The following is a 24,863-nucleotide window of genomic DNA, read 5'->3' on the forward strand; positions in this document are numbered from 1 at the left end:
AGCTACTTTTGTTTTGCACGTGCAAAACATTGCAGTATTAATCATTCAATCTAGTTTTAGCTAGAAAGAATAAAAGGGAAACTATTTTGGCACGCACTACCCCAATTGAGCTGTACCGTAACATCGGTATCGTTGCCCACGTTGACGCTGGTAAAACAACGACAACAGAGCGCGTTTTGTTCTACACAGGTCTTTCTCATAAGATCGGTGAAGTACATGACGGCGCTGCGACTATGGACTGGATGGAGCAAGAGCAAGAACGCGGTATTACTATCACGTCTGCTGCGACAACAACGTTCTGGTCAGGTATGGACAAGCAGTTCAAAGAACACCGTATTAATATCATTGATACTCCGGGACACGTTGACTTCACTATCGAAGTTGAGCGTTCTCTTCGTGTTCTAGATGGCGCTGTAGTGGTGTTTTGTGGTTCATCAGGCGTAGAGCCTCAGTCAGAAACCGTATGGCGTCAGGCTGACAAGTACGAAGTACCGCGTTTGGTATTCGTAAATAAGATGGATCGCACGGGCGCAAACTTTGAAGTGGTTGTAGACCAAATTCGAAACCGTTTAGGTGCGACCTGTGTACCTATGCACTTAAACATCGGTACAGAGGAAGACTTCAAAGGCGTTATTGACCTTATTAAGATGAAGGCCATTAACTGGAACGAAGATGATCAAGGTGCCACATTCAATTATGAAGAAATTCCAGCAGATCTTTTAGATCGCGCTCAGGAGCTTCATGAAGAGTTAGTTGAAGCTGCGGCTGAAGCTAACGAAGAATTGATGGATAAATACCTTGAAGAAGGCGAGCTGTCTGAAGAAGAGATTAAAGCTGGTCTACGTCAACGTACTCTTGCAAACGAAATAGTACTAGCCACTTGTGGTTCGGCGTTTAAAAACAAAGGTGTTCAAGCAGTACTCGATGCTGTAGTGGACTTCTTACCAGCGCCAACCGAAGTTAAGGCCATCACTGGTGTTGATATGGATGACAACGAAGTTGTACGTCCGTCAAGTGATGACGAACCTTTTGCTGCACTCGCATTTAAGATTGCTACCGACCCATTCGTGGGAACGTTGTCTTTCATTCGCGTCTACTCAGGTGTTGTTGAGTCTGGTGCTCACGTCTTTAATTCTGTTAAACAGAAACGTGAACGTCTAGGCCGTATCGTGCAAATGCACGCTAACGATCGCAACGAGATCACTGAAGTTCGAGCTGGCGATATCGCCGCCGCCATTGGTCTTAAAGATGTAACAACAGGTGATACTCTATGTAGCCCAGATCACAAAGTGATTCTAGAGCGCATGGAGTTCCCTGAGCCAGTAATTGCGATTGCTGTTGAACCAAGAACAACAGCCGCCCAAGAAAAAATGGGGATTGCGCTAGGTAAACTAGCCGCTGAAGATCCATCATTCAGAGTTGAAACGGACGCCGAAACAGGCCAAACCGTTATCTCTGGTATGGGTGAACTACATCTAGATATTATCGTAGATCGCATGCAGCGCGAATTCGGCGTTGATTGTAACGTCGGTAAACCTCAAGTTGCCTACCGCGAAACTATCCGTAACAGCGTTACTGCTGAAGGTAAGTTTGTTCGTCAATCAGGCGGCAAGGGCCAATACGGCCATGTTGTTCTGAAGATGGAGCCACAAGAAACTGGCGCTGGCTATGAATTCGTTAACGAAATCGTAGGTGGTGTTGTTCCTAAAGAATACATTGGCGCCGTTGATAAGGGATGTTCTGAAGCAATGAACCAAGGTGTTGTTGCTGGTTTCCCAATGCTAGATATTAAAGTGACTTTAGTAGATGGTTCATATCACGACGTTGATTCCAATGAGATTGCCTTTAAAGTGGCAGGCTCAATGGGCTTTAGAAATGGCGCGTTAGATGCAAACCCTGTATTACTTGAGCCGGTAATGAAGGTTGAAGTAACGACACCAGAAGACTGGATGGGTGATGTTGTTGGCGACTTAAACCGTCGTCGCGGCATGATTGAGGGGATGGAAGATGGTGTTGCTGGTATCAAACTAGTATTCGCTAAGGTTCCTTTGTCAGAAATGTTCGGTTATGCTACCGATCTACGTTCTGCAACTCAGGGCCGAGCTTCGTACTCGATGGAATTTTTCGAGTATGCTGAAGCACCAAAGAACATTTCTGATGCTGTAGTATCAGGAAAAAGATAAATAACTTATTAGTCGATTAAAACAATCGGCTTAACACACTATAAAGGTAATTGTCGTGTCTAAAGAAAAATTTGACCGCTCCAAGCCGCACGTTAACGTTGGTACTATCGGCCACGTTGACCACGGTAAAACAACTCTAACTGCTGCTATCACTAAAGTACTAGCTGAAACTTACGGCGGTGACGTAAAAGCATTCGATCAAATCGATAACGCTCCTGAAGAAAAAGCACGTGGTATAACAATCTCTACTTCACACGTAGAGTACGACACTCCAACTCGTCACTACGCACACGTTGACTGTCCAGGACACGCGGATTACGTTAAAAACATGATCACTGGTGCTGCTCAAATGGACGGCGCTATCCTAGTAGTAGCTGCGACTGATGGCCCAATGCCACAAACTCGTGAGCACATCCTACTTTCTCGTCAAGTTGGTGTACCATTCATCATCGTATTCATGAACAAATGTGACATGGTTGACGACGAAGAATTACTAGAATTAGTAGAAATGGAAGTTCGTGAACTTCTATCTGAATACGAATTCCCAGGTGATGACCTACCAGTAATCCAAGGTTCAGCACTTAAAGCTCTAGAAGGTGATTCAAACTGGACTCCTAAGATCGTTGAACTAGCTGAAGCGCTAGATTCTTACATCCCAGAGCCAGAGCGTGACATCGATAAGCCATTCCTACTTCCAATCGAAGACGTATTCTCAATCTCAGGCCGTGGTACTGTTGTAACTGGTCGTGTTGAGCGCGGTATCATCAACGTTGGTGACGCAGTAGAAATCGTTGGTATCAAAGAGACTTCAGAGTCAACTTGTACTGGTGTTGAAATGTTCCGTAAGCTTCTTGACGAAGGTCGCGCTGGTGAGAACGTTGGTGTTCTTCTACGTGGTATCAAGCGTGAAGAAATCGAACGTGGTCAAGTACTTGTTAAGCCAGGTACAATCACTCCACACACTAAGTTCGAATCAGAAGTATACGTACTAAGCAAAGATGAAGGTGGTCGTCACACTCCATTCTTCAAAGGTTACCGTCCACAGTTCTACTTCCGTACAACTGACGTAACTGGTGCTGTAGAGCTTCCAGAAGGCGTAGAAATGGTAATGCCAGGTGATAACCTTAAGTTTGTTGTTGAGCTAATCTGCCCAATCGCAATGGACGAAGGTCTACGTTTCGCTATCCGTGAAGGTGGCCGTACAGTAGGTGCTGGTGTTGTAGCACGCATCATCGACTAATATTTGGCATAGCCGAATATATCGATTAAAAAGGTCACTTCGGTGGCCTTTTTTTATGTTCAGGATGAACGGTATGCCGCGAAGCCATGGATGGCTAGGAGCGGTAATGCTCCTAACGCGCGCTAATCTGCGGCTCTCAAAAGTCAGCAATGGACGAATGTCTTAGGTTTGGTTATCTGAGATCGTGGTCGTACAGTAGGTGCTGGTGTTGTAGCACGCATCATCGACTAATATTTGGCTTAGCCGAATATATCGATTAAAAAGGTCACTTCGGTGGCCTTTTTTTATGCCTCGAGAAAAGTTCTACGCACGAAGCTAATCTGCCGCTCTCAAAAGTCAACAATGGACGAAGGTTAATATATCGTTACTTCAGATAACCACCTACACTTTGAATCGGAGTTGGATTGCTATCAACCGTAACCCATGCGGCGATTCCAGTGATAGGACTCGAGCTTATAGGTTTTGCTAACTTACTTGTAATAGAAAACGTACCGTTGCTTCTGTTAAGTGGTAACTGTTGAAAGCTTAATACGACGAAATCATGTCTTAATAATTTCCCCTCATTTTCACCACGCTTTATTTTGTCGAACAATCCAAATCCGAGTTGCGCAATGTTAAGTGTTAGCTTTTTATCACTTGGATGATGCTCTTCGAACTTTGCCTTAAAGGATTGTTCGTTGATTTCTAGAGAGAGTTCTCCAACTTTCACTGGTGATCTTATTGGTAGCGTCTGACCGTAGAACCATCCATTCCAACCTCGACCGTTTATTACAAAACCAGGTGTTGCGACAACATTAGTATTGCCAAGATCCTTATAAATACGTTGCCGTTGTGTGAATTCTCCTGACGCATAAGGATCCGGCCATCCTAAATTATCCCAATAATCAACGTGGAAATTAACTGGAATGGTGCGTTTCCAAAGTGCATCGTTGTCCATAAGTTTGCTTAGCCACTTTTCCGCCGGTGGGCAGCTACTACAACCTTGTGATGTGTAAAGCTCTAACAATTGGACCTGCTCAATACCACTGCGAAAAGTTTGTAACGTTTGCGCGATTGATAATTTTGAACAGGTTAACAATAGTATTAAAAATATTAGTCTCAATGTTAAGTCCTCCTGATTATCTTAAGGACAATAGCATGTAAGGTGAGTGGAAATTTCACAGCTTTATCACGCTGGCTACGAATATAGGATGATTGCGCCCTTGTTCATAACATACTAGTATAAATTTTATTCACGTAATCTTTTGGTAGTGGAGTTAAAATGGACTTGTCGAAAACCGCATTATTGTTGATTGGCTTTCAGAATGATTATTTTCACCCTAAGGGAATTTTACATAATGTATTCGAAAATAAAGTACAACTCGATGCTGTGCTCTCCAATACCTGCAAAATTATTGAAGCTTTCGCTAGCAGTGAAGCACTGATTATTGAAACGCCAATTAATTTTACCCCAGACTATAGCGAATTAGATGACCCTATAGGTATCTTAAAAATCATCAAAGATAACGGTGCTTTTGTTAAAGATGATTTTGGGTCACAGGCCATCCCAGCCATTCACGACAACGAAGCGTCAATTGCATGCCTTCCTGGAAAGAGAGGATTAAACTGTTTCTCAAATACCGCACTTGAGCAAATGTTACGTGAACAAGCGATTGAAGAAGTTATTATTGTCGGCGCTGTTACTTCGTTATGTATCGATACGGCGGGTCGTGAAGCGATGGACCTCGGGTTTAAAGTCACTATATTATCGGACTGTATATTAGGGAGAACAGACGTCGAGCAGCAGTTCTACTTAGAACACATTATGCCGCTGTATAGTAGGGTGCAAACTTCTCAAGAGTTAATTGAATCGCTGAGCAGTATTGATGAGTGTTAGCAATCATCTAAGTGTCAATGAACAGCTGGCACAGGCACAAAATAAGCTGATAGAACACCTTTCCCATTCTGAACGACGTTATTCAGAATTGGTTGATAATCTAAAAGATACGGTGTTCCAGATTAATAGCGACTATGAATGGACCTTTCTTAACATCGCTTGGGAGCGAGTCACGGGATATACATTAGCTTCCACCAAAGGCGAGTCTTTTTTCGCCCATTTTCATCAAGAAGATAGAAAGCAGTGCAAAACACTGATGAAACAAGTTGTATCTGGTGAATTGAGTGAGGTCTCAGTTCAGCTTCGTTTCTTTGCAAAAGATAACTCGCCACGCGTCATGGAATTATCCTGTCGCCCAATTAAAGATGAACTTGGTAATCACAACGGATTTTCAGGCACACTAAGTGATATCACACAACGCATAAACGCTGACAAGAAAATTCGCCATATGGCTTTTCACGATACCTTGACAGGACTCGCGAATAGACGATTACTGGTGCAAGATATCGAACGAGCCCTCGACCACGAAAATACTCTACAGTCTGTGCTCATTTATCTTGATTTGGATGGATTCAAAGGAATCAACGATACTCACGGTCACCTCGTTGGTGACTATGTGCTATCTGAAGTTGCGAGACGCTTGCGATATGAGTTCAAGGATTTAACGAGTTTAATCGCGAGAATTGGCGGCGATGAATTTGTTGTACACCTCCAGATTACTCAAAAGGCTCATAGTGAAACACAGAAGCAACTTGAGAAAATTACCGCATCTCTGCAGCAAACGATTAATGAACTCTATTGCTATAAACAACTCACCACTCAACTGACGTCGAGTATTGGTGTGGTTATTTTGCAAGACACTGCGATGAATCACGATAATGTACTAAGCTTGGCTGATGCGGCAATGTATCGCTCCAAGCTTGAGGGTAAAAATACGATTCGATTCTACGATAAAGAATTTGAAGCGCAGCAACGAGCAGAGCAAAAGTTTCGCAATGAACTCACCGAAGCGTTCGAGCAAGAACAGTTCGAGCTATATTACCAACCTCAAATCGACATCAAGCAAAATGAAATCGTCAAAGTTGAAGCCTTGATTCGTTGGCGTCACCCTGACAAAGGCATTATCTATCCGGACAACTTTATCGACCATCTCGAAGAGTCGGGGTTGATAATAGATGTTGGTGGCTGGGTTCTGGAGCGTGCGTGCTATCAGTTAGACCAGTGGCGCTCGATGGGAATCGACAATATTCGTGTATCTGTCAATGTCAGTGCGGTTCAATTTAAAGCGGGGGATTTTGTAGACCGTGTTCAGCGTAGTCTATCTAAATACAACATCCCGAGCCACTCGCTAGAAATCGAACTAACAGAGAGCGTCGCCATTGCCGATATGAACGATTCCACTGATAAGATGCACAAGCTTAACCAACTAGGCATTCTTATAGCACTTGATGATTTTGGCACTGGCTATTCGTCTCTGGCTTATCTCAAATACTTGCCGGTACAAACCATAAAGATCGATAAGTCATTCATTCATGGGGTGCCAGACGACGGCTACGATGCTGCGATTGTTGAGTCCACGATGTTAATGGCTAAATATCTCGGACTAAACGTGGTCGCGGAAGGTGTCGAAAACCCGAAGCAGCTCAACTTTTTGAAAAATCACGATTGTCAGCTTTACCAAGGTTATCTTCACAGCAAACCTTGTACGCCAGCAGAACTTGAGAACTTGCTCAAAGTTTCGGAACACGTTTAATCCATAATCTCAACCATATGTAAAAAGTCGTTGATTTAATCTGCAATTTACGTATACTGCGCGCCATTCGTTGTCTATATCACAACGCGTCGAAGCGAAGTTTGCTTTGATATTAAAAGACTTGCGTTTGCCAAAAAATGAGCATATAATTCGCGTCCACTTAATGACTAGTCATTTTTTAAATGGTTAATCTATTAAGTGCCCAATCTTTCTGAGATTGGTAACAACAGCGGCTCCGATAGGGAGTCGAACTTAACTAAATTAGCTTTCTCCTCTCTTATCTAAGAAAGGTAGATTAGCTTTTTTGTCGTGTAAATTTTGATTGGAGTTTGGTCTAATGCAGAACCAAAGAATCCGTATCCGCTTGAAGGCTTTCGATCACAAACTGATCGATCAGTCTACTGGTGAGATCGTGGAAACGGCTAAGCGCACTGGTGCTCAAGTTCGTGGTCCGATCCCTTTACCAACACGTAAAGAGCGTTTCACTGTATTGATTTCACCGCACGTAAACAAAGATGCGCGTGATCAATACGAGATCCGTACTCATAAGCGCCTAATCGACATCGTTGAGCCAACAGAAAAAACTGTTGACGCTCTAATGCGTTTAGATCTGGCTGCTGGTGTTGATGTTCAAATCAGCCTAGGTTAATCCTGGGACGGTAAGAGGTTATAACAATGGCTATTGGTCTAGTCGGTCGTAAAGTTGGAATGACTCGTATCTTCACTGAAGATGGCGTTTCAGTTCCAGTGACTGTTGTTGAAGTAGAGACGAACCGCGTTACTCAAGTTAAAACTCTTGAAAACGACGGCTACCGTGCACTTCAAGTAACTACAGGCGCTAAAAAAGCAAGCCGCGTTAACAAACCAGAAGCAGGTCACTTTGCTAAAGCTGGTGTTGATGCAGGCCGCGGTCTGTGGGAATTTCGTCTAGGTACAGACGAAGGCAATGATATCGAAGTTGGCGCTGAGCTAAACGTTGATGTTTTTGCAGAAAATACAAAAGTAGATGTTACTGGTACGTCTAAAGGTAAAGGTTTCGCTGGTGTTATCAAGCGTTACAACTTTGCTATGCAAGACGCTACTCACGGTAACTCTATTTCTCACCGTGCCCCTGGTTCTATCGGTATGTGTCAAACTCCTGGACGTGTGTTCAAGGGTAAGAAAATGGCCGGTCACATGGGTGCAGAAAGAGTTACAGTTCAGAGATTAGATGTTGTTCGCGTTGACGCTGAAAACAATCTTCTTCTGATCAAGGGCGCGATTCCTGGTGCAAACAACGGCACTGTTATCGTTAACCCTACTGTTAAACCATAGTTAGGAGATAGTAATGGAATTGGTATTGAAAGACGCGGGTAACGCTCTTGAAGTTTCAGAAGCTACTTTTGGCCGTGAATTTAACGAAGCTTTAGTTCATCAAGTAGTTGTAGCTTACGCTGCAGGCGCTCGTCAAGGTTCTCGCAAGCAAAAAACTCGCTCTGAAGTGAGTGGCGGCGGTCGTAAACCTTGGAAACAAAAGGGCACTGGTCGTGCTCGTGCTGGTACAATCCGTAGCCCAATCTGGCGCTCGGGTGGTGTTACTTTTGCTGCTCGTCCACAGGACCACAGCCAAAAAGTAAACCGTAAAATGTACCGCGCTGCACTACAATCAATCTTCTCTGAGCTAGTTCGTCAAGATCGCTTAGTAGTAGTTGAGAACTTCGCTGTTGAAACGCCAAAGACTAAAGAATTAGTTGCAAAACTAAAAGAATTAGAACTAAAAGACGTTTTAATCGTTACTGAAGAAGTAGAAGAGAACTTGTTCTTAGCAGCTCGCAACTTATACAAAGTTGACGTTCGTGACGTTGCAGGTTTAGACCCAGTATCACTAGTTGGCTTCGATAAAATCGTAGTTACTGCTGCTGCAGTTAAACAAATCGAGGAGATGCTAGCATGATCACTGAAGAACGTTTATTAAAAGTTCTAGTAGGTCCACATATCTCTGAAAAGAGTACGTTGACTGCTGAAAACAATAACACCATCGTTTTCAAAGTAGATAACACTGCGACTAAAGCTGAAGTTAAAGCTGCCGTAGAGAAACTATTTGAAGTTGAAGTTGACGCTGTTCGTACCTTAAATGTTAAAGGTAAGACTAAGCGTACTGGTGCTCGCATGGGTCGTCGCAACGACTGGAAAAAAGCTTACGTAACGCTCAAAGAAGGTAGTGATATCGACTTTGTTGGCGGTGCTGAGTAATCGAGGAGTATTAAGATGGCTATAGTTAAATGTAAGCCTACCTCTCCGGGTCGCCGCCATTTAGTTAAGGTAGTGAACTCAGAGCTGCATAAAGGTAAGCCTTATGCACCTCTTCTAGAGAGCAAAAGCAAATCTGGCGGTCGTAACAACAACGGTCGTATTACAGTTCGTCACGTTGGTGGTGGTCACAAGCATCACTATCGCGTTATCGATTTTAAACGTAATAAAGATGGCATCCCTGCAACAGTAGAGCGTTTGGAATATGATCCAAACCGCAGTGCAAACATCGCACTAGTACTGTACAAAGACGGTGAGCGTCGTTACATCCTAGCACCTAAAGGCTTAAAAGCTGGTGATACTATCGTTTCTGGTATGGAAGCTCCTATCAAAGCGGGTAACACTATGCCAATGCGTAGCATGCCACTAGGTTCTGTGATCCACAATATTGAAATGAAGCCTGGCAAAGGTGCACAAATTGCACGTTCTGCTGGTACTTATGCTCAGTTAATCGCTAAAGATGGCGCTTACGTTACTCTACGTTTACGTAGTGGCGAAATGCGTAAAATCTTAGCAGATTGTCGTGCTACCTTCGGTGAAGTTGGTAACGCTGAACATATGCTTCGTCGCCTTGGTAAAGCTGGTGCAAACCGCTGGCGTGGTGTTCGTCCTACCGTTCGCGGTGTTGCGATGAACCCAGTAGATCACCCGCATGGTGGTGGTGAAGGTCGTACCTCTGGTGGTCGTCACCCTGTAACTCCATGGGGCGTACCTACTAAAGGCTACAAAACTCGTAAGAACAAGCGCACTGACAAGTACATTGTCCGTCGTGCTTCTAAGTAATTTAAAGAGGAATTACTATGCCACGTTCTCTCAAGAAGGGTCCTTTCATTGACCTACACTTGTTAAAGAAGGTAGAGACAGCTGTGGAAGCCGAGAGCAAAAAGCCTATTAAGACTTGGTCTCGTCGTTCAATGATCATTCCAGATATGATTGGATTGACCATCGCTGTCCATAATGGTCGTCAGCACGTTCCAGTTTTCGTAACCGAAGATATGATCGGTCACAAGCTGGGTGAATTTGCACCAACTCGTACTTATCGCGGCCACGCTGCTGATAAGAAAGCGAAGAAATAGGGAGTAGAAGATGGAAGTTTTAGCTAAACATCGTTATGCCCAGATTTCTCCACAGAAAGTACGTCTGGTAGCAGATCAAATTCGCGGTCTATCAGTTGCAGAAGCAATTGACATCTTAACTTACAGCCCTAAAAAAGCTGCTACATTAGTTAAGAAAGTGCTTGAGTCAGCAATGGCTAACGCAGAGCACAATGAAGGTGCCGACATTGATGAGCTAGTAGTAGCTAAGGTTTTCGTAGACGAAGGCCCAACTATGAAGCGCATCATGCCTCGTGCTAAGGGTCGTGCAGACCGTATTCTTAAGCGTAGCAGTCACATTTCTGTGATTGTTTCAGATAGCTAGGAGTAAGCAATGGGACAAAAAGTACATCCTAATGGCATCCGCCTAGGTATCTCTAAGCCATGGAATTCTACTTGGTACGCAGAGTCTAAAGATTTTGCAGATAACCTAAAGGGTGATCATCTGGTTCGTAAGTTCTTAGAAAAAGAACTTGCTAAAGCCTCTGTATCTCGCATCGTTATCGAGCGTCCAGCGAAAAGCATTCGTGTAACTATTCACACTGCTCGTCCTGGTGTTGTTATCGGTAAGAAAGGCGAAGATGTTGAAAAACTACGCAAAGAAATCACCAAAATTACTGGTGTTCAAGCGCAAATCAACATTGCAGAAATTCGTAAGCCTGACCTAGACGCTAAATTAGTAGCTGAAGGTATCGCTAGCCAACTTGAGCGTCGTGTTATGTTCCGTCGTGCTATGAAGCGCGCTGTACAAAACGCTATGCGTCAAGGTGCTAAAGGTATCAAAGTACAAGTTGGTGGTCGTCTAGGCGGTGCTGAAATCGCACGTTCAGAATGGTATCGTGAAGGTCGTGTACCTCTACATACTCTTCGTGCAGACATCGATTACGCAACAGCTGAAGGTCTAACACAATACGGTATCCTAGGTATCAAAGTGTGGATCTACAAAGGTGACGTTTTAGGTGGTCTTCCACTTAAAGTTGAAGAGCCTAAGAAGCCAGCTAAGCGTAAGCCACGCAAATAGGAGACTGAATCATGTTGCAACCTAAACGTATGAAGTTTCGTAAAATGCACAAAGGCCGTAACCGCGGTGTAGCTAAAGGATCTGAAGTTTCTTTCGGTGAATTTGGTCTAAAAGCGGTTGGTCGTGGTCGTCTTACTGCTCGTCAAATCGAAGCTGCGCGTCGTGCAATGACACGTCATATTAAACGTCAAGGTAAAATCTGGATTCGTGTATTCCCAGACAAGCCAATTACCTCTAAGCCATTAGAAGTTCGTATGGGTAAAGGTAAAGGTAACGTTGAATACTGGATCTGTCAGATTCAACCAGGCCGCGTTTTATACGAAATGGAAGGTGTTCCTGAGTCTCTAGCGCGTGAAGCGTTCGAGCTAGCAGCAACTAAACTTCCTATGAAAACTACTTTTGTAACTCGGACGGTGATGTAATGAATACAGTCGAACTGAGAGAAAAGTCGGTAGAAGAGCTAAATGCAGAGCTTTTAAACTTGTTACGTGAGCAATTTAACTTACGTATGCAAAACAGCACTGGTCAGCTTGCTCAAACTCACTTGTTAAAGAATGTGCGTCGCGATATCGCACGTGTTAAAACCATTCTGAACCAGAAGGCAGGTTAATTATGAGCGATAAAATCCGTACTCTTCAAGGTCGCGTAGTTAGCGACAAAATGGACAAATCTATTGTTGTCCTAATTGAACGTCGTGTTAAGCATCCTATGTATGGCAAGTTCTTATCTCGCTCTACTAAGATCCACGCTCATGACGAGACTAACCAATGTAAAGAAGGCGATGTAGTGACTATCCGTCAAACTCGCCCTATCTCTAAGACTAAGTCTTGGACATTGGAAGCAATCGTTAAGCAAGCTTAATTATTAAGTAGTCTTAATTGCTAAAAAGCGACCTTCGGGTCGCTTTTTTTATACCTAGAGTTTTTCTCGTATGATTTGTAGTGATAACTAGATGACATTTTGGTCGAGCTGCCAATGCATCGCAAACTGATGAGCCCGCTCTCTCGGGAGCGCTTCAGCATAATACCACCCCTGTATCACATCTACTTTTAGTTCATTGACCCAATCTTTCTCATTGGCGTTTTCAACGCCCTCCGCCACAACCGTTAGATTAAGCTCTTTAAACATTTTCACTAATTGCCTATAGATGCTTCGGCCTTTATTGGTGGTGCAACGTTCTAAAAATGAGCGGTCAAGTTTAATGATGTTTAGATTGAGTTTAGACAGTATCGATAGATTGGAGTACCCCGTCCCGAAGTCATCTAACGCAACTTTGACACCAATGGCGTTTAGCTTGTCGATATGTTGGTTGATCATATTTGTGTTTTCGAGATAGTTAGATTCAATGATTTCGACGGTAAGCTGATTTGGGAACGCCGTGAAGTTATCGCAAATCAAGTCGATTAGCTCGCGATTGAGTAAGCTATCTGGGCAGAGATTAATACTGATCCGGGGTGAAAATTGTCTCTTGCGCCATTCTGTTAAATCTAACGCTGCTCTTTCTATCACCCAGCGATCGATCGTTTCCGAAATGTGATTTTCATATAAGGTTGTGAGGAAATATGGGTTTTTCACGTTACCTTCTTTATCACGGAGTCGCATTAGGCTCTCATAGCCATAGAGGCTATTTGTTGTCGTGTTGATTTGAGGTTGATAGTAGAGTACTAAATCCCCTTGGCTAATTTCTTCTAATGTGTGCACGAGAAAGGTATCGTCATCAATCGCTTGGTGTTTGTAATTAAAGTGGCGTGATTCATCCTTATTGGCGACTTGTTGTGGCAGTGACAGTGACTCGTCAAAATTGATAAGTGCTGTATCAACCGCTCGATAGCGATGGCTCATGTTGACAAAGGGAATATAAATAAGTGTATTAAGAGCGATTAGGCACAACTGAAAGAATATGACTAAGAAGCTTTCACTAATAATCCAGCTCTGTATAAAGAATGGCATACTCCAAGACACCGTACCTCCGTTATAGGGGAGCCAGCCGTTCGAGAGAAATTCGTAGGCGATGGTGTAATTTAAAATTGGACACAGAACAAATGGAATGAAGTAAATGGGGTTAAGTACAATTGGTAACCCATATAGGATCACTTCGTTCATATTAAAAAGTGTAAACGGAATGCTCAGCCGAGCGATGGAGTTTTCGTGATCTTTACGGCGCTTGATCAATATCGCGATGACCAAACCAAACATACCACCAACGCCACCAAGGAATACAAAAGTATCGAAGAAAGATATCATCGACATGTTTGGTAGAAACTCTTCATATAGAAAAGAATTGCCGAATAACGAATCAAAAGCGTTTGAACCATGTACACCGACTAACCAAAAAAGGCTAGTGAGCAATTGCCTAATTAACCCCTTCGCATATAAATCTCGCTCTTCTATGAAGTTACTAAAAGGCGAAAAAGTCCAATCTATAACCACAGCACCATACGGGATGACCAAGTAAAGAGTCGCAAAGACTAGAATAAAAGGCGTTACCATTTGAATGTTGATGCGTAGAAAACGGCTGATTCCGAATAGACTAACCGTTGTTAATTTTAGGACGCGGAAATAAAAGCGAAGTAAATAGCTACTAAGAGAAGGAATTAGAATCGCATAAATGGTGGCGTGAGAGGAATGAATAACGATGGCCCCTTGTTCAATTAATACGTAGTTGCCGTGGGTGAGAAAACACACTAAACCGAGCAAAGAGCCGCCTATCGGGTTAACGCCCAAATTTTTTGAGAGATAAAAGCCAATACTTATCACCATCATGATGGGGTAAATCATTAAAATGATTGAAAGCTCTTTACTGAAGGATTCGAGATTAATATTACTGAGCGCAAAATCTTGAACGGCGTAGGCATTGAAATGAGTCACTAAACTTTGCACCACTAAAAAGCTGGCCGTTAGTGTTAAGAAAGCAATAAGAGTAATGAAAGCTTCTCGTAAACTAAGCAGGTAGACGCTGTTGACCACCTTAACGAGATGAGCGTGCAGCATTGGCTTTAATCCTTTAACGATAATTTACCCTGTTAAATAATAGACGAAGATCCTATTGCTGCTTTTTTTCCTTAGAAGTTAGCCTTAATCAATTCGCTATATTGAGACTTTGTGATCTCCATCGTTCATTTAGTGCTGTATAATTTGTGTTCACTAATCGTCAAATCCCTTAACTGCTTGTTTATGAAATAGATCGGCTAAATATTGTACGGCTGCTGCTAAATTGAACTTAGCCTTTCTATATTTTTTTTACTTTGTTATACTATCGCGCCTCTTAATGGGAAGAGGTCCATATCAATCGGTATGGATTAGTTAAATTAGCGGAGCATATAACATGATCCAAATGCAATCTAAACTTGACGTAGCTGATAATTCAGGTGCACGTCGAGTACAATGTATTAAGGTTCTTGGCGGTTCACACCGTCGTTATGCGCGCGTTGGTGACATCATCAAAGTTTCTGTAAAAGAAGCAATTCCTCGCGGTAAAGTGAAGAAAGGTGATGTAATGAACGCCGTAGTTGTTCGTACGTCTAAAGCTATCCGTCGTGCAGACGGCAGTGCTATTCGTTTCGACAACAATGCAGCTGTAATGTTAAATGCTAACTTACAGCCTGTTGGTACTCGAATCTTTGGTCCAGTAACGCGTGAACTACGTACAGAGCAGTTCATGAAAATCGTTTCTCTGGCTCCAGAAGTACTGTAAGGAATAGAATCATGGCAGCGAAAATTCGTCAAAATGATGAAATCATTGTTTTAGCCGGTAAAGATAAAGGCAAGCGCGGTAAAGTTTTAAAAGTGCAAGCTGACGGTAAAGCAATTGTAGAAGGTGTAAACATCATCAAGAAACACCAAAAGCCAAACCCACAATTGGGCGTAGCTGGCGGTATTGTTGAGAAAGAAGCACCAATCCAAATGTCTAACATTGCACTTGTAGATGCCGATGGCAAAGCAAGTCGTGTTGGTTTCCGACTAGAAGACGGCAAAAAAGTACGTTTCTTCAAGTCTAATAATGAACTAGTTTAATTCGGAGTTAACGATGGCGAAACTGCATGGTTATTACAACGAGACTGTAGTTAACAAACTAAAAGAAGAGTTTGGTTACACCAGTGTCATGCAAGTCCCTCGGATTGAAAAAATCACCCTAAACATGGGTGTCGGTGAAGCTCTTGCTGATAAAAAAGTATTAGAGCACGCAGTTAAAGATATGACTGCAATTGCTGGTCAAAAACCAGTTGTCACTGTAGCTCGCAAATCAGTTGCTGGCTTTAAAATCCGTGAAGGCTACCCTATTGGTTGTAAAGTGACCCTACGTGGCGAACGTATGTGGGAATTTTTAGAGCGTTTAATCTCTATCTCAATTCCTCGTATCCGTGATTTCCGTGGTTTATCAGACAAGTCTTTTGACGGTCGTGGTAACTACAGCATGGGTGTACGTGAACAGATTATCTTCCCTGAAATCGATTACGATAAAGTAGACAAAATCCGTGGTATGGATATTACCATTGGTACTACTGCATCAACTAACGAAGAAGGTCGAGCTCTGTTAGCCGCATTCAACTTCCCATTCCGCAAATAAGGTGTAGGGTTATGGCAAAGCAATCAATGAAGGCCCGTGAGGCCAAACGCGCTAAATTAGTAGCGAAGTATGCTGAAAAGCGTGCTGCTCTGAAAGCGATTATCAGCAGCGTAACTGCTTCTGAAGAAGAAAAATGGGATGCAGTATTAACACTGCAATCTTTACCACGTGATTCAAGTAAATCTCGTGCTCGCAACCGTTGTAACGTTACAGGTCGTCCACACGGCTACCTACGTAAGTTCGGTATGAGTCGCATCAAGACGCGTGAAGCGGCGATGCGCGGTGAAATCCCTGGCTTGACAAAAGCCTCTTGGTAATCGGAGTAAGCTAATATGAGCATGCAAGATCCTATCGCGGATATGCTAACACGCATCCGTAATGGTCAGAAAGCAGCAAAAAATGCTGTTTCTATGCCATCTTCAAAGTTAAAAGTAGCTATCGCGAAATTACTTAAAGAAGAAGGTTACATCACTGACTACGCTGTTTCTGGTGAAGTTAAGCCAGAATTAGAAATCACTTTAAAGTATTTCGAAGGCAAACAAGTTATTGAAACTATCCAACGTGTGAGCCGTCCTGGTCTTCGCATTTATAAGGGCAAAGACGAGCTGCCAAAAATCATGGCTGGCATGGGCGTTGCTGTAGTTTCTACTTCTAAAGGTTTGATGACCGACCGTGCAGCGCGTAAAGCGGGCATGGGTGGCGAGATCATCTGTTACGTAGCTTAATAAGGAGTTTACAATGTCACGTGTCGCAAAAGCACCCGTTGCAATTCCTGCTGGCGTAGAGGTATCTCTAAACGGTCAGGAAATCACTGTTAAAGGTGGTAAAGGTTCACTAACTCGCGTTTTCAATGACGCAGTAGCTTTATCTGTTGAAGACAATGCTGTTACATTCGCACCTGCTGAAGGTTCGGTTGACGGTTGGGCACAAGCTGGTACAGCTCGCGCTCTAGTTAACAACATGGTTAAAGGTACAAGCGAAGGTTTCGAGAAGAAACTTGAGCTAGTTGGTGTTGGTTACCGTGCAAAAGTTGCTGGTAAATCAATCGACCTTTCACTTGGTTTCTCTCACCCTGTAGTTCACGAACTACCAGAAGGTGTGACAGCTGAGTGTCCAAGTCAAACTGAAATCGTTCTTAAAGGCGTTGACAACCAAGTTGTTAACCAAGTTGCTGCTAAGATCCGCGCTTACCGTCCACCAGAGCCATACAAAGGTAAAGGTGTTCGTTACGCTGATGAGCATGTACGCCGTAAAGAAGCTAAGAAGAAGTAGGTAAATACGATGGATAAGAAAACATCTCGTTTGCGCCGCGCTACTCGCGCCCGCGCAAAAATGGCAGAACTAAACGCTACGCGTTTAGTTGTACACCGTACATCTAGCCATATCTACGCTCAAGTAATCGCTGCAGGTTCTGGCGACGTAGTAGCTAGCGCTTCTACAGCTGAAAAAGCGATCCGTTCTGAACTAAAGAGCACTGGTAACGTTGAAGCAGCAACTCTTGTTGGTAAAACTGTTGCAGAGCGTGCTGTTGAAAAGGGTGTAACTGCTGTTGCATTCGATCGTTCAGGTTTCAAATACCACGGCCGCGTAGAAGCATTAGCAAATGCTGCTCGTGAAGCTGGTCTGAAATTCTAGGAGTTAGATCATGGCAAAGTTTGAAGAACAACAACAAAGCGACATGGCTGAAAAGCTAATCGCTGTAAACCGTGTATCTAAAGTAGTTAAAGGTGGTCGTATCTTTAGCTTCACAGCATTAACTGTTGTGGGTGATGGCGCTGGTAAAATTGGTTTTGGTTACGGTAAGGCTCGTGAAGTTCCTGCTGCAATCCAAAAAGCAATGGAAAAAGCTCGTCGTAATACAATCACGGTTAACCTAAAAGGTACAACCCTACAACACGCAATCAAAGGTAAGCACTCAGGTTCGAATGTTTACATGCAACCAGCTTCTGATGGTACTGGTATCATCGCTGGCGGCGCAATGCGTGCTGTATTAGAAGTTGCAGGTGTACAAAACGTACTATCTAAAGCTTACGGTTCTACTAACCCGATCAACATCGTTCGCGCAACGTTTAACGCTCTAGAAGGTATGAAAACTCCTTCTGCTGTAGCTGCTAAACGTGGTCTAAGCGTTGACGAGATCATGGAGTAAGAAATGGCTAAGAAAACAGTTAAAGTAACTCAGGTAAAAAGCTCAATCGGCCGTTTACCTAAGCACAAAGCTTGTTTAGCAGGTCTTGGCTTACGTCGCATTAATCACACTGTTGAACTAGAAGATACTCCTTCAGTTCGCGGTATGATTAATAAAGTTTACTACATGGTTAAGGTAGAGGATTAAGACATGCGTTTAAATACTCTTTCACCAGCTGCTGGCTCTAAAAAAGTAGCTAAGCGTGTAGGCCGTGGTATCGGTTCTGGTCTTGGTAAGACTGGTGGCCGTGGTCACAAAGGTCTTAAGTCACGTTCTGGCGGTAGTGTACGTCCAGGTTTTGAAGGTGGTCAAATGCCTTTAAAACAACGTTTACCAAAATTTGGTTTTACTTCACGTAAAGCATTGGTAACTGCTGAAGTACGTCTACACGAGATCGCTCAAGTATCGGGTGACGTAGTTGAACTAGCTAGCCTAATGGAAGCTAACGTTATTACTCGTAACATTAAGTTTGCTAAAGTAGTACTTTCGGGTACTATTGAGCGCCCAGTGACCGTTAAAGGTCTACGTGTAACTAAAGGCGCTCGCGCAGCTATCGAAGCTGCCGGTGGCAAAATCGAGGAATAATAGCTGATGGCTAAACCAGGAAAAGATATGCAAGGTGCACAAGGTGGTCTTTCTGAATTGAAGGCACGCTTGTGGTTTGTTTTTGGCGCGATTATCGTGTTCAGAGCAGGCTCATTTGTTCCAATTCCTGGTGTTGACGCCGCAGTATTAGCCCAGCTGTTTGAACAGCAACAAGGAACCATCCTGAGCATGTTTAACATGTTTTCAGGTGGGGCCCTTGAACGTGCCTCTATCTTCGCTTTAGGTATCATGCCGTACATTTCTGCAAGTATTATCATGCAGTTAATGACCGTGGTACATCCTGCTATGGCAGAGCTAAAGAAAGAAGGTGAAGCTGGTCGTCGCAAGATCAGTCAATACACCCGTTGGGGTACGCTAGTGTTGGCAACCTTCCAAGCAATTGGTATTGCTACAGGGTTGCCAAACCTCATACCAGGACTTGTAGCAGATCCAGGTTTCCAGTTCTACTTCGTAGCTGTAGTGAGCTTGGTGACAGGTACAATGTTCCTAATGTGGTTAGGTGAGCAAATCACAGAGCGCGGTATCGGTAACGGTATCTCAATCTTGATTTTTGCCGGTATCGTTGCCGGTCTGCCATCAGCACTAGGTTCAATGGTTGAGCAAGCGCGTCAAGGGGATCTAAATCCACTACTGGCATTATTATTGGCCGGAATTATGTTCGCCGTCACATATCTTGTGGTGTTTGTAGAGCGTGGACAACGTCGCATTGTGGTAAACTATGCGAAACGTCAGCAAGGACGTAAAGTTTTTGCAGCGCAAAGCACACATTTACCTCTGAAGGTAAACATGGCGGGTGTTATCCCACCAATTTTTGCATCAAGCATTATTTTATTCCCAGGTACTCTGGGTCAATGGTTCGGTCAAACTGAGGGTTTAACTTGGATGGCTGACTTGTCATTGGCAATTGCGCCAGGACAACCGTTGTATTCAATGCTTTATGCAGCTGCTATAATCTTCTTCTGCTTTTTCTACACGGCGTTGGTATTCAACCCACGTGAAACAGCTGATAACTTGAAGAAGAGTGGTGCATTTGTTCCAGGAATTCGCCCTGGTGAGCAAACATCGAAATATATCGATAAGATAATGACACGTTTAACCTTCGCAGGTGCGTTGTACATTACCTTTATTTGTTTGGTACCAGAGTTCATGACCATGTCTATGAATGTACAATTTTACTTCGGTGGCACATCGCTACTGATTATGGTTGTAGTAATCATGGATTTCATGGCTCAAGTTCAGACCCATCTGATGTCTCATCAGTATGATTCGGTCATGAAGAAAGCTAATCTTAAAGGTTAGCCTTTAAGATAGTATTATTGGAGTAATGATATGAAAGTTCGTGCATCAGTAAAGAAGATCTGCCGTAACTGCAAGGTCATCAAACGCCACGGTGTTGTACGTGTTCTATGTTCAGAACCACGTCATAAACAACGTCAAGGCTAATAAAATTTGAGCTTGCATCAAGCGTAGTTGTGCTTGGTGCAAGTTTTATTTGCAAACTGGCAGGGGTTCGAGTATCCTAACGGGCTTTTCGACCCCAGCCCATTAACTTAAGGAGTGCTATAGTGGCCCGTATCGCTGGCATTAACATTCCTGATCATAAGCATACAGTAATTGCACTGACGTCGATTTACGGCATCGGTCTTACTCGCGCACAGGCTATCTGTGCATCTACGGGTATTGCTGAAGATGTGAAGATCAAGGAATTAGACGAAACACAATTAGATACACTACGTAACGCTGTAGGTGAGTTCACTGTTGAAGGTGACCTACGTCGTGAAGTATCTATGAACATTAAACGACTAATGGATCTCGGTTGTAACCGCGGTCTGCGTCATCGTAAGAGCTTGCCTCTACGTGGACAGCGTACTAAAACGAACGCTCGTACTCGTAAAGGTCCTCGTAAACCAATTAAGAAGTAGGCGGGATAAATAATGGCTAAAACTCCATCACGTTCTCGTAAGCGCGTACGCAAGCAAGTCGCAGACGGCATGGCACACATCCATGCTTCTTTCAACAACACAATCATTACGTTGACTGATCGCCAAGGTAACGCTCTTTCATGGGCAACTTCTGGTGGTTCTGGCTTCCGTGGTTCTCGTAAATCTACCCCGTTCGCTGCACAGGTTGCTGCTGAGCGCGCTGGTGAAGCTGCGAAAGAATACGGTTTAAAGAACATTGAAGTATTCGTAAAAGGTCCGGGACCAGGCCGTGAGTCTGCAATCCGCGCATTAAACGCTGTGGGTTACAAGATCACTAACATCACTGATGTTACTCCTATCCCGCACAATGGTTGTCGTCCACCTAAGAAACGTCGCGTTTAAGACATTCTTAGGCCAGTAGGAGAAAGAACATGGCAAGATATTTGGGTCCAAAACTCAAACTAAGCCGTCGAGAAGGTACTGACCTTTTCTTGAAAAGCGGCGTTCGCGCAATTGATTCTAAGTGTAACATCGAGCAAGTTCCTGGTGTTCACGGTGCGCGCAGAACTCGTTTATCAGAGTACGGTATTCAATTACGTGAAAAGCAAAAAGTACGTCGTATGTACGGTGTATTAGAAAAGCAATTCCGTAATTACTATAAAGATGCAGCACGTCTAAAAGGTAACACAGGTGAAAACCTACTAGTTATCCTTGAAGGCCGTCTGGATAACGTTGTTTACCGCATGGGCTTTGGCTCAACTCGTGCTGAAGCACGTCAGTTAGTAAGCCACAAAGCTATCATGGTTAACGGTAAAGTAGTAAACATTCCGTCGTATAACGTTAAGCCTAGCGACGTTATCAGCGTTCGCGAAAAATCTAAGAAGCAAGCTCGTATTGCCGCTTCTTTAGAGTTGGCCGCACAACGCGAGCCAAGCGCTTGGGTAGAAGTTGACACCACTAAGTTCGAAGGTACTTTCAAACGCCTTCCAGAGCGCAGTGATTTGTCTGCGGAAATCAATGAACAGCTGATCGTCGAGCTTTACTCTAAGTAGAGCTAATAATAAGAGAGGACACAATGCAGGGTTCTGTTACAGAATTTCTAAAGCCACGACTTGTCGATATCGAGCAAGTCAGTGCTACACGCTCAAAGGTTATTTTAGAGCCATTAGAGCGTGGATTTGGTCATACACTAGGTAATGCGCTACGTCGCATTTTATTATCGTCAATGCCTGGTTGTGCCGTAACTGAAGTTGAGATTGACGGCGTACTTCACGAGTACTCTTCGAAAGAAGGTGTTCAAGAAGACGTACTGGAAATCTTACTAAACCTAAAAGGTTTATCAGTTAAGTTGGAAGGTAAAACTGAAGCTATGTTGACACTCACGAAGAGTGGAGCAGGCCCTGTGACGGCAGGTGACATCACCCACGACGGTGATGTTGAAATCGCAAACCCTGAGCATGTAATTTGTCATCTTTCTGAAGATGGTGAAGTTAACATGCGCATTAAGGTTGAAATGGGTCGTGGTTATGAGCCAGCAACAGCTCGTCAAACTGACGAAGACGAAGAGCGTCCAATTGGTCGTCTTCTAGTTGATGCTTCTTATAGCCCAGTTGTTCGTATCGCATACAACGTTGAAGCTGCTCGTGTAGAACAACGTACTGACTTAGATAAGTTAGTTATCGATATGACAACCAATGGTACTCTAGATCCTGAAGAAGCGATTCGTCGCGCTTCAACGATCCTTGCTGAGCAACTAGATGCATTCGTAGATTTACGCGATGTAACAGAAGTTGAAGAGAAAGAAGAGAAACCAGAGTTCGATCCGATCCTGCTGCGTCCTGTAGACGATCTTGAACTCACAGTTCGTTCGGCTAACTGTCTGAAAGCCGAAGCTATTCACTACATTGGTGATTTAGTACAGCGTACCGAAGTTGAGTTGTTAAAAACTCCTAACCTTGGTAAGAAATCGCTTACTGAAATTAAAGACGTCTTGGCTTCACGCGGTCTGTCTTTAGGTATGCGTTTAGAAAACTGGCCACCGGCTAGTATCGCTGACGCGCTATAATCAGCAGTCTAGTTAATTGTCGAACAAGATTTAGTTAAAAGGATAAGGTCATGCGCCATCGTAAGAGTGGACGTCAACTGAACCGTAACAGCAGTCACCGTCAAGCTATGTTTCGTAACATGGCGGTATCTTTGCTAGAAAACGAAGTTATTAAAACAACTTTGCCAAAAGCAAAAGAACTGCGTCGCGTAGTTGAACCATTAATCACACTCGCTAAGAGTGACAGCGTTGCTAACCGTCGTTTAGCATTTGCCCGCACACGTGATAAAGCGGTTGTAGGTAAATTATTTACAGACTTAGGCAAACGTTATGAAGATCGCCCAGGCGGTTATACTCGTATTCTTAAGTGCGGCTTCCGTGCAGGTGACAATGCTCCAATGGCATACATTGAGCTAGTTAACCGCCCAGTAGTTGAGAAAGAAGAAGAGTCTGCAGAAGATTAATTTCTTCTGATTAGATGATATCTAATCTCTAAAAACCCGGCTTTATAGCCGGGTTTTTTTATGCCCGAAATTTGTGTTAAGTTGCTTAAACTTCTCATACTCACGGAGCAAGACAATGATTGGATACGTAACCTTAGGTACAAATGATTTAGCCAAAGCCGTCGCCTTTTACGATGAGCTTTTTGCCACTATTGGCGCGGGACGTTTTTTAGAAACAGACCAATTTGTGGCTTGGGCACCTTCGCCCGATAAACCAGGTGTCTCTGTAACTAAGCCGTTTAACGGTGAAGCCGCTACGGTCGGTAACGGGGTAATGGTTGCGCTAGTGATGGACTCTCCAGAGCAGGTCGATGCATTTTATAACAAGGCTATTGAGTTAGGTGCAACCTGTGAGGGGAAAGCTGGCCCTCGTGACGATATGCCGGGCTTTTATGCTGGTTACTTCCGAGATTTGGACGGCAATAAATTGAACGCCTTTCATATGGCGATGTAGCTACCGCTGAGATAAAAATTTAAGACGAAAAAGCCGCCCGCTATTGCAAAAGAGTTCAATGCATTAGGGGCGGCTTTTTTATTGGCTTGTATAGGCTATTTAAAGAGACTTAACCCTCTTTAAGCCACATTGCTACGTCTTTAGCGTAATACGTTAAAATACCGTCTGCTCCGGCGCGTTTAAAGCATAATAATGATTCCATCGCGACTTCTTTCTCATTGAGCCAGCCATTTTGTGCTGCGGCTTTGTGCATCGCGTATTCACCACTGACTTGATAAGCAAACGTCGGCACACCAAATTCAGTTTTAACGCGGCGTACAATATCTAAATAAGGCATGCCTGGTTTTACCATCACAGTATCGGCGCCTTCGCTGATGTCTAATGCAATTTCATGCATGGCTTCATCTGAGTTAGCAGGGTCCATCTGGTAATTCTTCTTGTTACCGCCTTTAAGGTTGCTAGCAGAGCCTACAGCGTCTCTAAATGGCCCATAGTAGGCGCTAGCGTATTTGGCCGAGTAAGCCATAATTTGTGTGTTTACGTGGCCAGCTGCTTCTAGTGCATCACGAATGGCGCCGATGCGACCATCCATCATATCTGATGGTGCAACCATGTCTGCGCCCGCTTCTGCGTGAGATAGAGCTTGCTTTACTAACACTTCTGTCGTGATATCGTTTAGGACGTAGCCGTCGTCGTCGATAATGCCGTCTTGACCGTGAGTGGTAAAAGGATCAAGTGCAACATCAGTGATCACGCCTAGCTCCGGACAAACTTCTTTGATGGCACGAACTGCTTTTTGCGCTAGCCCTTGTGGATTGTAGGCTTCTTCGGCGTTTAAGGTTTTATGCGTTTGCGGCGTTACCGGGAAAAGGGCGATGGCTGGTACACCAAGTTCTACCAATTCTTGTGCTTCTTTAACCAGTAAATCGATAGACAAGCGATTTACACCCGGCATTGATTCTACCGCCTCGGTGCGATTTTTACCTTCAACCACGAACATCGGGTAAATAAGATCATCTACGCTCAGCGTATTTTCCGCCATAAGGCGGCGGCTAAAATCATGTTTGCGCAAGCGGCGCATGCGGCGCTTTGGATAAGCACTGTTGATAATGTTCATACTAAC

General features: G+C 43.8%; 36 protein-coding genes. 33 read left to right on the forward strand and 3 right to left on the reverse strand.

What is annotated here, in order from left to right; all coding sequences use genetic code 11:
• Positions 1-86 precede the first annotated feature (86 nt).
• Together fusA and tuf are read left to right on the forward strand one after the other, a co-directional pair.
• The gene (gene fusA, locus MHM98_RS12875; RefSeq protein WP_239439755.1) at positions 87-2,183 is read left to right on the forward strand and encodes an elongation factor G; all 2,097 of its coding nucleotides are present in this window, start codon (positions 87-89) and stop codon (positions 2,181-2,183) included.
• Between the two features lie 55 nt (positions 2,184-2,238).
• Positions 2,239-3,423, forward strand: coding sequence for an elongation factor Tu (gene tuf / locus MHM98_RS12880; RefSeq protein WP_239439756.1), 1,185 nt, complete (start codon positions 2,239-2,241; stop codon positions 3,421-3,423).
• Positions 3,424-3,787: 364 nt separating this feature from the next.
• Here the strand turns inward: tuf and MHM98_RS12885 are convergent, their stop codons facing one another.
• Entirely contained in the window at positions 3,788-4,525 is a 738-nt protein-coding gene (locus tag MHM98_RS12885; protein WP_343229217.1) for a DUF1223 domain-containing protein, read from the reverse strand.
• 159 nt (positions 4,526-4,684) lie between these two features.
• Between MHM98_RS12885 and MHM98_RS12890 the strand changes: the two genes are divergently transcribed.
• The 13 genes from MHM98_RS12890 (at position 4,685) to rpsQ (ending at position 12,317) form a co-directional block, all read left to right on the forward strand.
• Positions 4,685-5,299, forward strand: a complete 615-nt coding sequence (locus tag MHM98_RS12890; RefSeq protein ID WP_239439757.1) for a cysteine hydrolase family protein — start codon at positions 4,685-4,687, stop codon at positions 5,297-5,299.
• A complete protein-coding gene (locus MHM98_RS12895) occupies positions 5,289-7,052 on the forward strand; it encodes a GGDEF domain-containing phosphodiesterase (RefSeq protein WP_239439758.1) in 1,764 nt (587 codons plus the stop codon). The genes MHM98_RS12890 and MHM98_RS12895 overlap by 11 nt, the downstream gene beginning before the upstream one ends.
• A 337-nt stretch (positions 7,053-7,389) precedes the next feature.
• The gene (gene rpsJ / locus MHM98_RS12900; protein WP_239439759.1) at positions 7,390-7,701 is read left to right on the forward strand and encodes a 30S ribosomal protein S10; all 312 of its coding nucleotides are present in this window, start codon (positions 7,390-7,392) and stop codon (positions 7,699-7,701) included.
• 26 nt (positions 7,702-7,727) lie between these two features.
• Entirely contained in the window at positions 7,728-8,366 is a 639-nt protein-coding gene (gene rplC / locus MHM98_RS12905) for a 50S ribosomal protein L3 (RefSeq protein WP_239439760.1), read from the forward strand.
• Positions 8,367-8,379: 13 nt separating this feature from the next.
• Positions 8,380-8,985 carry a 50S ribosomal protein L4 gene (gene rplD, locus MHM98_RS12910; protein ID WP_239439761.1) on the forward strand — a complete coding sequence of 202 codons (606 nt, stop codon included), beginning with the start codon at positions 8,380-8,382 and terminating at the stop codon, positions 8,983-8,985.
• Complete coding sequence (gene rplW, locus MHM98_RS12915) at positions 8,982-9,284, forward strand: 50S ribosomal protein L23 (protein ID WP_239439762.1); 303 nt, start codon at positions 8,982-8,984, stop codon at positions 9,282-9,284. Before rplD ends, rplW begins: the two co-directional genes overlap by 4 nt.
• A gap of 15 nt (positions 9,285-9,299) precedes the next feature.
• On the forward strand, positions 9,300-10,124 hold the full coding sequence (rplB, locus tag MHM98_RS12920) for a 50S ribosomal protein L2 (RefSeq protein ID WP_239439763.1): 825 nt from the start codon (positions 9,300-9,302) through the stop codon (positions 10,122-10,124).
• A 17-nt stretch (positions 10,125-10,141) separates the two neighbouring features.
• A complete protein-coding gene (gene rpsS / locus MHM98_RS12925) occupies positions 10,142-10,417 on the forward strand; it encodes a 30S ribosomal protein S19 (protein ID WP_239439764.1) in 276 nt (91 codons plus the stop codon).
• A gap of 10 nt (positions 10,418-10,427) precedes the next feature.
• A complete protein-coding gene (gene rplV, locus MHM98_RS12930) occupies positions 10,428-10,760 on the forward strand; it encodes a 50S ribosomal protein L22 (RefSeq protein ID WP_239439765.1) in 333 nt (110 codons plus the stop codon).
• A 9-nt stretch (positions 10,761-10,769) separates the two neighbouring features.
• On the forward strand, positions 10,770-11,456 hold the full coding sequence (rpsC, locus tag MHM98_RS12935) for a 30S ribosomal protein S3 (protein ID WP_239439766.1): 687 nt from the start codon (positions 10,770-10,772) through the stop codon (positions 11,454-11,456).
• Positions 11,457-11,467: 11 nt separating this feature from the next.
• Positions 11,468-11,878 (forward strand): 50S ribosomal protein L16, encoded by a 411-nt coding sequence (gene rplP, locus MHM98_RS12940; RefSeq protein WP_239439767.1) that lies wholly within the window; start codon positions 11,468-11,470, stop codon positions 11,876-11,878.
• Complete coding sequence (gene rpmC, locus MHM98_RS12945; RefSeq protein WP_239439768.1) at positions 11,878-12,066, forward strand: 50S ribosomal protein L29; 189 nt, start codon at positions 11,878-11,880, stop codon at positions 12,064-12,066. The genes rplP and rpmC overlap by 1 nt, the downstream gene beginning before the upstream one ends.
• 2 nt (positions 12,067-12,068) lie before the next feature.
• A complete protein-coding gene (rpsQ, locus tag MHM98_RS12950; protein WP_239439769.1) occupies positions 12,069-12,317 on the forward strand; it encodes a 30S ribosomal protein S17 in 249 nt (82 codons plus the stop codon).
• Between the two features lie 87 nt (positions 12,318-12,404).
• Here the strand turns inward: rpsQ and MHM98_RS12955 are convergent, their stop codons facing one another.
• A complete protein-coding gene (locus tag MHM98_RS12955) occupies positions 12,405-14,447 on the reverse strand; it encodes an EAL domain-containing protein (RefSeq protein ID WP_239439770.1) in 2,043 nt (680 codons plus the stop codon).
• Between the two features lie 334 nt (positions 14,448-14,781).
• Between MHM98_RS12955 and rplN the strand changes: the two genes are divergently transcribed.
• From rplN to MHM98_RS13045, 18 genes are all read left to right on the forward strand, one after another.
• Positions 14,782-15,150: a 50S ribosomal protein L14 gene (rplN, locus tag MHM98_RS12960; RefSeq protein WP_239439771.1), complete on the forward strand. Its 369-nt coding sequence runs from the start codon at positions 14,782-14,784 to the stop codon at positions 15,148-15,150.
• 11 nt (positions 15,151-15,161) lie between these two features.
• Positions 15,162-15,470 carry a 50S ribosomal protein L24 gene (rplX, locus tag MHM98_RS12965; RefSeq protein WP_239439772.1) on the forward strand — a complete coding sequence of 103 codons (309 nt, stop codon included), beginning with the start codon at positions 15,162-15,164 and terminating at the stop codon, positions 15,468-15,470.
• 13 nt (positions 15,471-15,483) lie between these two features.
• A complete protein-coding gene (gene rplE, locus MHM98_RS12970; protein ID WP_239439773.1) occupies positions 15,484-16,023 on the forward strand; it encodes a 50S ribosomal protein L5 in 540 nt (179 codons plus the stop codon).
• An 11-nt stretch (positions 16,024-16,034) separates the two neighbouring features.
• The gene (gene rpsN / locus MHM98_RS12975) at positions 16,035-16,340 is read left to right on the forward strand and encodes a 30S ribosomal protein S14 (protein ID WP_239439774.1); all 306 of its coding nucleotides are present in this window, start codon (positions 16,035-16,037) and stop codon (positions 16,338-16,340) included.
• A 15-nt stretch (positions 16,341-16,355) separates the two neighbouring features.
• Entirely contained in the window at positions 16,356-16,748 is a 393-nt protein-coding gene (gene rpsH, locus MHM98_RS12980) for a 30S ribosomal protein S8 (RefSeq protein ID WP_239439775.1), read from the forward strand.
• A 13-nt stretch (positions 16,749-16,761) separates the two neighbouring features.
• Entirely contained in the window at positions 16,762-17,295 is a 534-nt protein-coding gene (gene rplF, locus MHM98_RS12985; protein WP_239439776.1) for a 50S ribosomal protein L6, read from the forward strand.
• Positions 17,296-17,304: 9 nt separating this feature from the next.
• Entirely contained in the window at positions 17,305-17,658 is a 354-nt protein-coding gene (gene rplR, locus MHM98_RS12990) for a 50S ribosomal protein L18 (RefSeq protein WP_239439777.1), read from the forward strand.
• Positions 17,659-17,668: 10 nt separating this feature from the next.
• Entirely contained in the window at positions 17,669-18,172 is a 504-nt protein-coding gene (gene rpsE / locus MHM98_RS12995) for a 30S ribosomal protein S5 (RefSeq protein ID WP_239439778.1), read from the forward strand.
• 3 nt (positions 18,173-18,175) lie between these two features.
• Complete coding sequence (gene rpmD, locus MHM98_RS13000) at positions 18,176-18,358, forward strand: 50S ribosomal protein L30 (RefSeq protein WP_101213186.1); 183 nt, start codon at positions 18,176-18,178, stop codon at positions 18,356-18,358.
• Between the two features lie 3 nt (positions 18,359-18,361).
• Positions 18,362-18,796 (forward strand): 50S ribosomal protein L15, encoded by a 435-nt coding sequence (gene rplO / locus MHM98_RS13005; protein ID WP_239439779.1) that lies wholly within the window; start codon positions 18,362-18,364, stop codon positions 18,794-18,796.
• A gap of 6 nt (positions 18,797-18,802) precedes the next feature.
• On the forward strand, positions 18,803-20,116 hold the full coding sequence (gene secY, locus MHM98_RS13010; RefSeq protein ID WP_239439780.1) for a preprotein translocase subunit SecY: 1,314 nt from the start codon (positions 18,803-18,805) through the stop codon (positions 20,114-20,116).
• A 30-nt stretch (positions 20,117-20,146) separates the two neighbouring features.
• Positions 20,147-20,260 carry a 50S ribosomal protein L36 gene (gene rpmJ / locus MHM98_RS13015; RefSeq protein ID WP_239439781.1) on the forward strand — a complete coding sequence of 38 codons (114 nt, stop codon included), beginning with the start codon at positions 20,147-20,149 and terminating at the stop codon, positions 20,258-20,260.
• A 122-nt stretch (positions 20,261-20,382) separates the two neighbouring features.
• Positions 20,383-20,739 (forward strand): 30S ribosomal protein S13, encoded by a 357-nt coding sequence (rpsM, locus tag MHM98_RS13020; protein WP_239439782.1) that lies wholly within the window; start codon positions 20,383-20,385, stop codon positions 20,737-20,739.
• Between the two features lie 12 nt (positions 20,740-20,751).
• A complete protein-coding gene (gene rpsK, locus MHM98_RS13025) occupies positions 20,752-21,141 on the forward strand; it encodes a 30S ribosomal protein S11 (protein ID WP_101213181.1) in 390 nt (129 codons plus the stop codon).
• Positions 21,142-21,170: 29 nt separating this feature from the next.
• Positions 21,171-21,791 (forward strand): 30S ribosomal protein S4, encoded by a 621-nt coding sequence (rpsD, locus tag MHM98_RS13030; RefSeq protein WP_239439783.1) that lies wholly within the window; start codon positions 21,171-21,173, stop codon positions 21,789-21,791.
• A gap of 23 nt (positions 21,792-21,814) precedes the next feature.
• The gene (gene rpoA / locus MHM98_RS13035) at positions 21,815-22,804 is read left to right on the forward strand and encodes a DNA-directed RNA polymerase subunit alpha (protein ID WP_239439784.1); all 990 of its coding nucleotides are present in this window, start codon (positions 21,815-21,817) and stop codon (positions 22,802-22,804) included.
• 50 nt (positions 22,805-22,854) lie between these two features.
• On the forward strand, positions 22,855-23,247 hold the full coding sequence (gene rplQ, locus MHM98_RS13040; RefSeq protein ID WP_239439785.1) for a 50S ribosomal protein L17: 393 nt from the start codon (positions 22,855-22,857) through the stop codon (positions 23,245-23,247).
• Between the two features lie 115 nt (positions 23,248-23,362).
• Positions 23,363-23,740 (forward strand): VOC family protein, encoded by a 378-nt coding sequence (locus MHM98_RS13045; RefSeq protein ID WP_239439786.1) that lies wholly within the window; start codon positions 23,363-23,365, stop codon positions 23,738-23,740.
• 109 nt (positions 23,741-23,849) lie between these two features.
• Here MHM98_RS13045 and hemB read toward each other — a convergent pair whose 3' ends face one another.
• Entirely contained in the window at positions 23,850-24,857 is a 1,008-nt protein-coding gene (gene hemB / locus MHM98_RS13050) for a porphobilinogen synthase (RefSeq protein ID WP_239439787.1), read from the reverse strand.
• Positions 24,858-24,863: the final 6 nt, after the last annotated feature.

Origin of the sequence: Psychrobium sp. MM17-31 (assembly GCF_022347785.1) — a bacterium.
Taxonomy (GTDB): Bacteria; Pseudomonadota; Gammaproteobacteria; order Enterobacterales; family Psychrobiaceae; genus Psychrobium.

What these genes read in the sequence shown, in the direction of transcription:
- rpmJ (WP_239439781.1), top strand. Translation starts at nt 20,147, where the DNA reads ATGAAAGTTCGTGCATCAGTAAAGAAGATCTGCCGTAACTGCAAGGTC.
- rplO (WP_239439779.1), top strand. Translation starts at nt 18,362, where the DNA reads ATGCGTTTAAATACTCTTTCACCAGCTGCTGGCTCTAAAAAAGTAGCT.
- rpsN (WP_239439774.1), top strand. Translation starts at nt 16,035, where the DNA reads ATGGCAAAGCAATCAATGAAGGCCCGTGAGGCCAAACGCGCTAAATTA.
- rpsJ (WP_239439759.1), top strand. Translation starts at nt 7,390, where the DNA reads ATGCAGAACCAAAGAATCCGTATCCGCTTGAAGGCTTTCGATCACAAA.
- rplN (WP_239439771.1), top strand. Translation starts at nt 14,782, where the DNA reads ATGATCCAAATGCAATCTAAACTTGACGTAGCTGATAATTCAGGTGCA.
- rplB (WP_239439763.1), top strand. Translation starts at nt 9,300, where the DNA reads ATGGCTATAGTTAAATGTAAGCCTACCTCTCCGGGTCGCCGCCATTTA.
- rpsQ (WP_239439769.1), top strand. Translation starts at nt 12,069, where the DNA reads ATGAGCGATAAAATCCGTACTCTTCAAGGTCGCGTAGTTAGCGACAAA.
- rpsK (WP_101213181.1), top strand. Translation starts at nt 20,752, where the DNA reads ATGGCTAAAACTCCATCACGTTCTCGTAAGCGCGTACGCAAGCAAGTC.
- rpsS (WP_239439764.1), top strand. Translation starts at nt 10,142, where the DNA reads ATGCCACGTTCTCTCAAGAAGGGTCCTTTCATTGACCTACACTTGTTA.
- rplF (WP_239439776.1), top strand. Translation starts at nt 16,762, where the DNA reads ATGTCACGTGTCGCAAAAGCACCCGTTGCAATTCCTGCTGGCGTAGAG.
- rplQ (WP_239439785.1), top strand. Translation starts at nt 22,855, where the DNA reads ATGCGCCATCGTAAGAGTGGACGTCAACTGAACCGTAACAGCAGTCAC.
- rpoA (WP_239439784.1), top strand. Translation starts at nt 21,815, where the DNA reads ATGCAGGGTTCTGTTACAGAATTTCTAAAGCCACGACTTGTCGATATC.
- MHM98_RS13045 (WP_239439786.1), top strand. Translation starts at nt 23,363, where the DNA reads ATGATTGGATACGTAACCTTAGGTACAAATGATTTAGCCAAAGCCGTC.
- rpsD (WP_239439783.1), top strand. Translation starts at nt 21,171, where the DNA reads ATGGCAAGATATTTGGGTCCAAAACTCAAACTAAGCCGTCGAGAAGGT.
- rplD (WP_239439761.1), top strand. Translation starts at nt 8,380, where the DNA reads ATGGAATTGGTATTGAAAGACGCGGGTAACGCTCTTGAAGTTTCAGAA.
- MHM98_RS12895 (WP_239439758.1), top strand. Translation starts at nt 5,289, where the DNA reads ATGAGTGTTAGCAATCATCTAAGTGTCAATGAACAGCTGGCACAGGCA.
- rplW (WP_239439762.1), top strand. Translation starts at nt 8,982, where the DNA reads ATGATCACTGAAGAACGTTTATTAAAAGTTCTAGTAGGTCCACATATC.
- hemB (WP_239439787.1), bottom strand. Translation starts at nt 24,857, where the DNA reads ATGAACATTATCAACAGTGCTTATCCAAAGCGCCGCATGCGCCGCTTG.
- rpsE (WP_239439778.1), top strand. Translation starts at nt 17,669, where the DNA reads ATGGCAAAGTTTGAAGAACAACAACAAAGCGACATGGCTGAAAAGCTA.
- rplC (WP_239439760.1), top strand. Translation starts at nt 7,728, where the DNA reads ATGGCTATTGGTCTAGTCGGTCGTAAAGTTGGAATGACTCGTATCTTC.
- rplX (WP_239439772.1), top strand. Translation starts at nt 15,162, where the DNA reads ATGGCAGCGAAAATTCGTCAAAATGATGAAATCATTGTTTTAGCCGGT.
- MHM98_RS12890 (WP_239439757.1), top strand. Translation starts at nt 4,685, where the DNA reads ATGGACTTGTCGAAAACCGCATTATTGTTGATTGGCTTTCAGAATGAT.
- rpmD (WP_101213186.1), top strand. Translation starts at nt 18,176, where the DNA reads ATGGCTAAGAAAACAGTTAAAGTAACTCAGGTAAAAAGCTCAATCGGC.
- rpmC (WP_239439768.1), top strand. Translation starts at nt 11,878, where the DNA reads ATGAATACAGTCGAACTGAGAGAAAAGTCGGTAGAAGAGCTAAATGCA.
- rpsH (WP_239439775.1), top strand. Translation starts at nt 16,356, where the DNA reads ATGAGCATGCAAGATCCTATCGCGGATATGCTAACACGCATCCGTAAT.
- secY (WP_239439780.1), top strand. Translation starts at nt 18,803, where the DNA reads ATGGCTAAACCAGGAAAAGATATGCAAGGTGCACAAGGTGGTCTTTCT.
- MHM98_RS12955 (WP_239439770.1), bottom strand. Translation starts at nt 14,447, where the DNA reads ATGCTGCACGCTCATCTCGTTAAGGTGGTCAACAGCGTCTACCTGCTT.
- rpsC (WP_239439766.1), top strand. Translation starts at nt 10,770, where the DNA reads ATGGGACAAAAAGTACATCCTAATGGCATCCGCCTAGGTATCTCTAAG.
- rplR (WP_239439777.1), top strand. Translation starts at nt 17,305, where the DNA reads ATGGATAAGAAAACATCTCGTTTGCGCCGCGCTACTCGCGCCCGCGCA.
- rplV (WP_239439765.1), top strand. Translation starts at nt 10,428, where the DNA reads ATGGAAGTTTTAGCTAAACATCGTTATGCCCAGATTTCTCCACAGAAA.
- rplE (WP_239439773.1), top strand. Translation starts at nt 15,484, where the DNA reads ATGGCGAAACTGCATGGTTATTACAACGAGACTGTAGTTAACAAACTA.
- rplP (WP_239439767.1), top strand. Translation starts at nt 11,468, where the DNA reads ATGTTGCAACCTAAACGTATGAAGTTTCGTAAAATGCACAAAGGCCGT.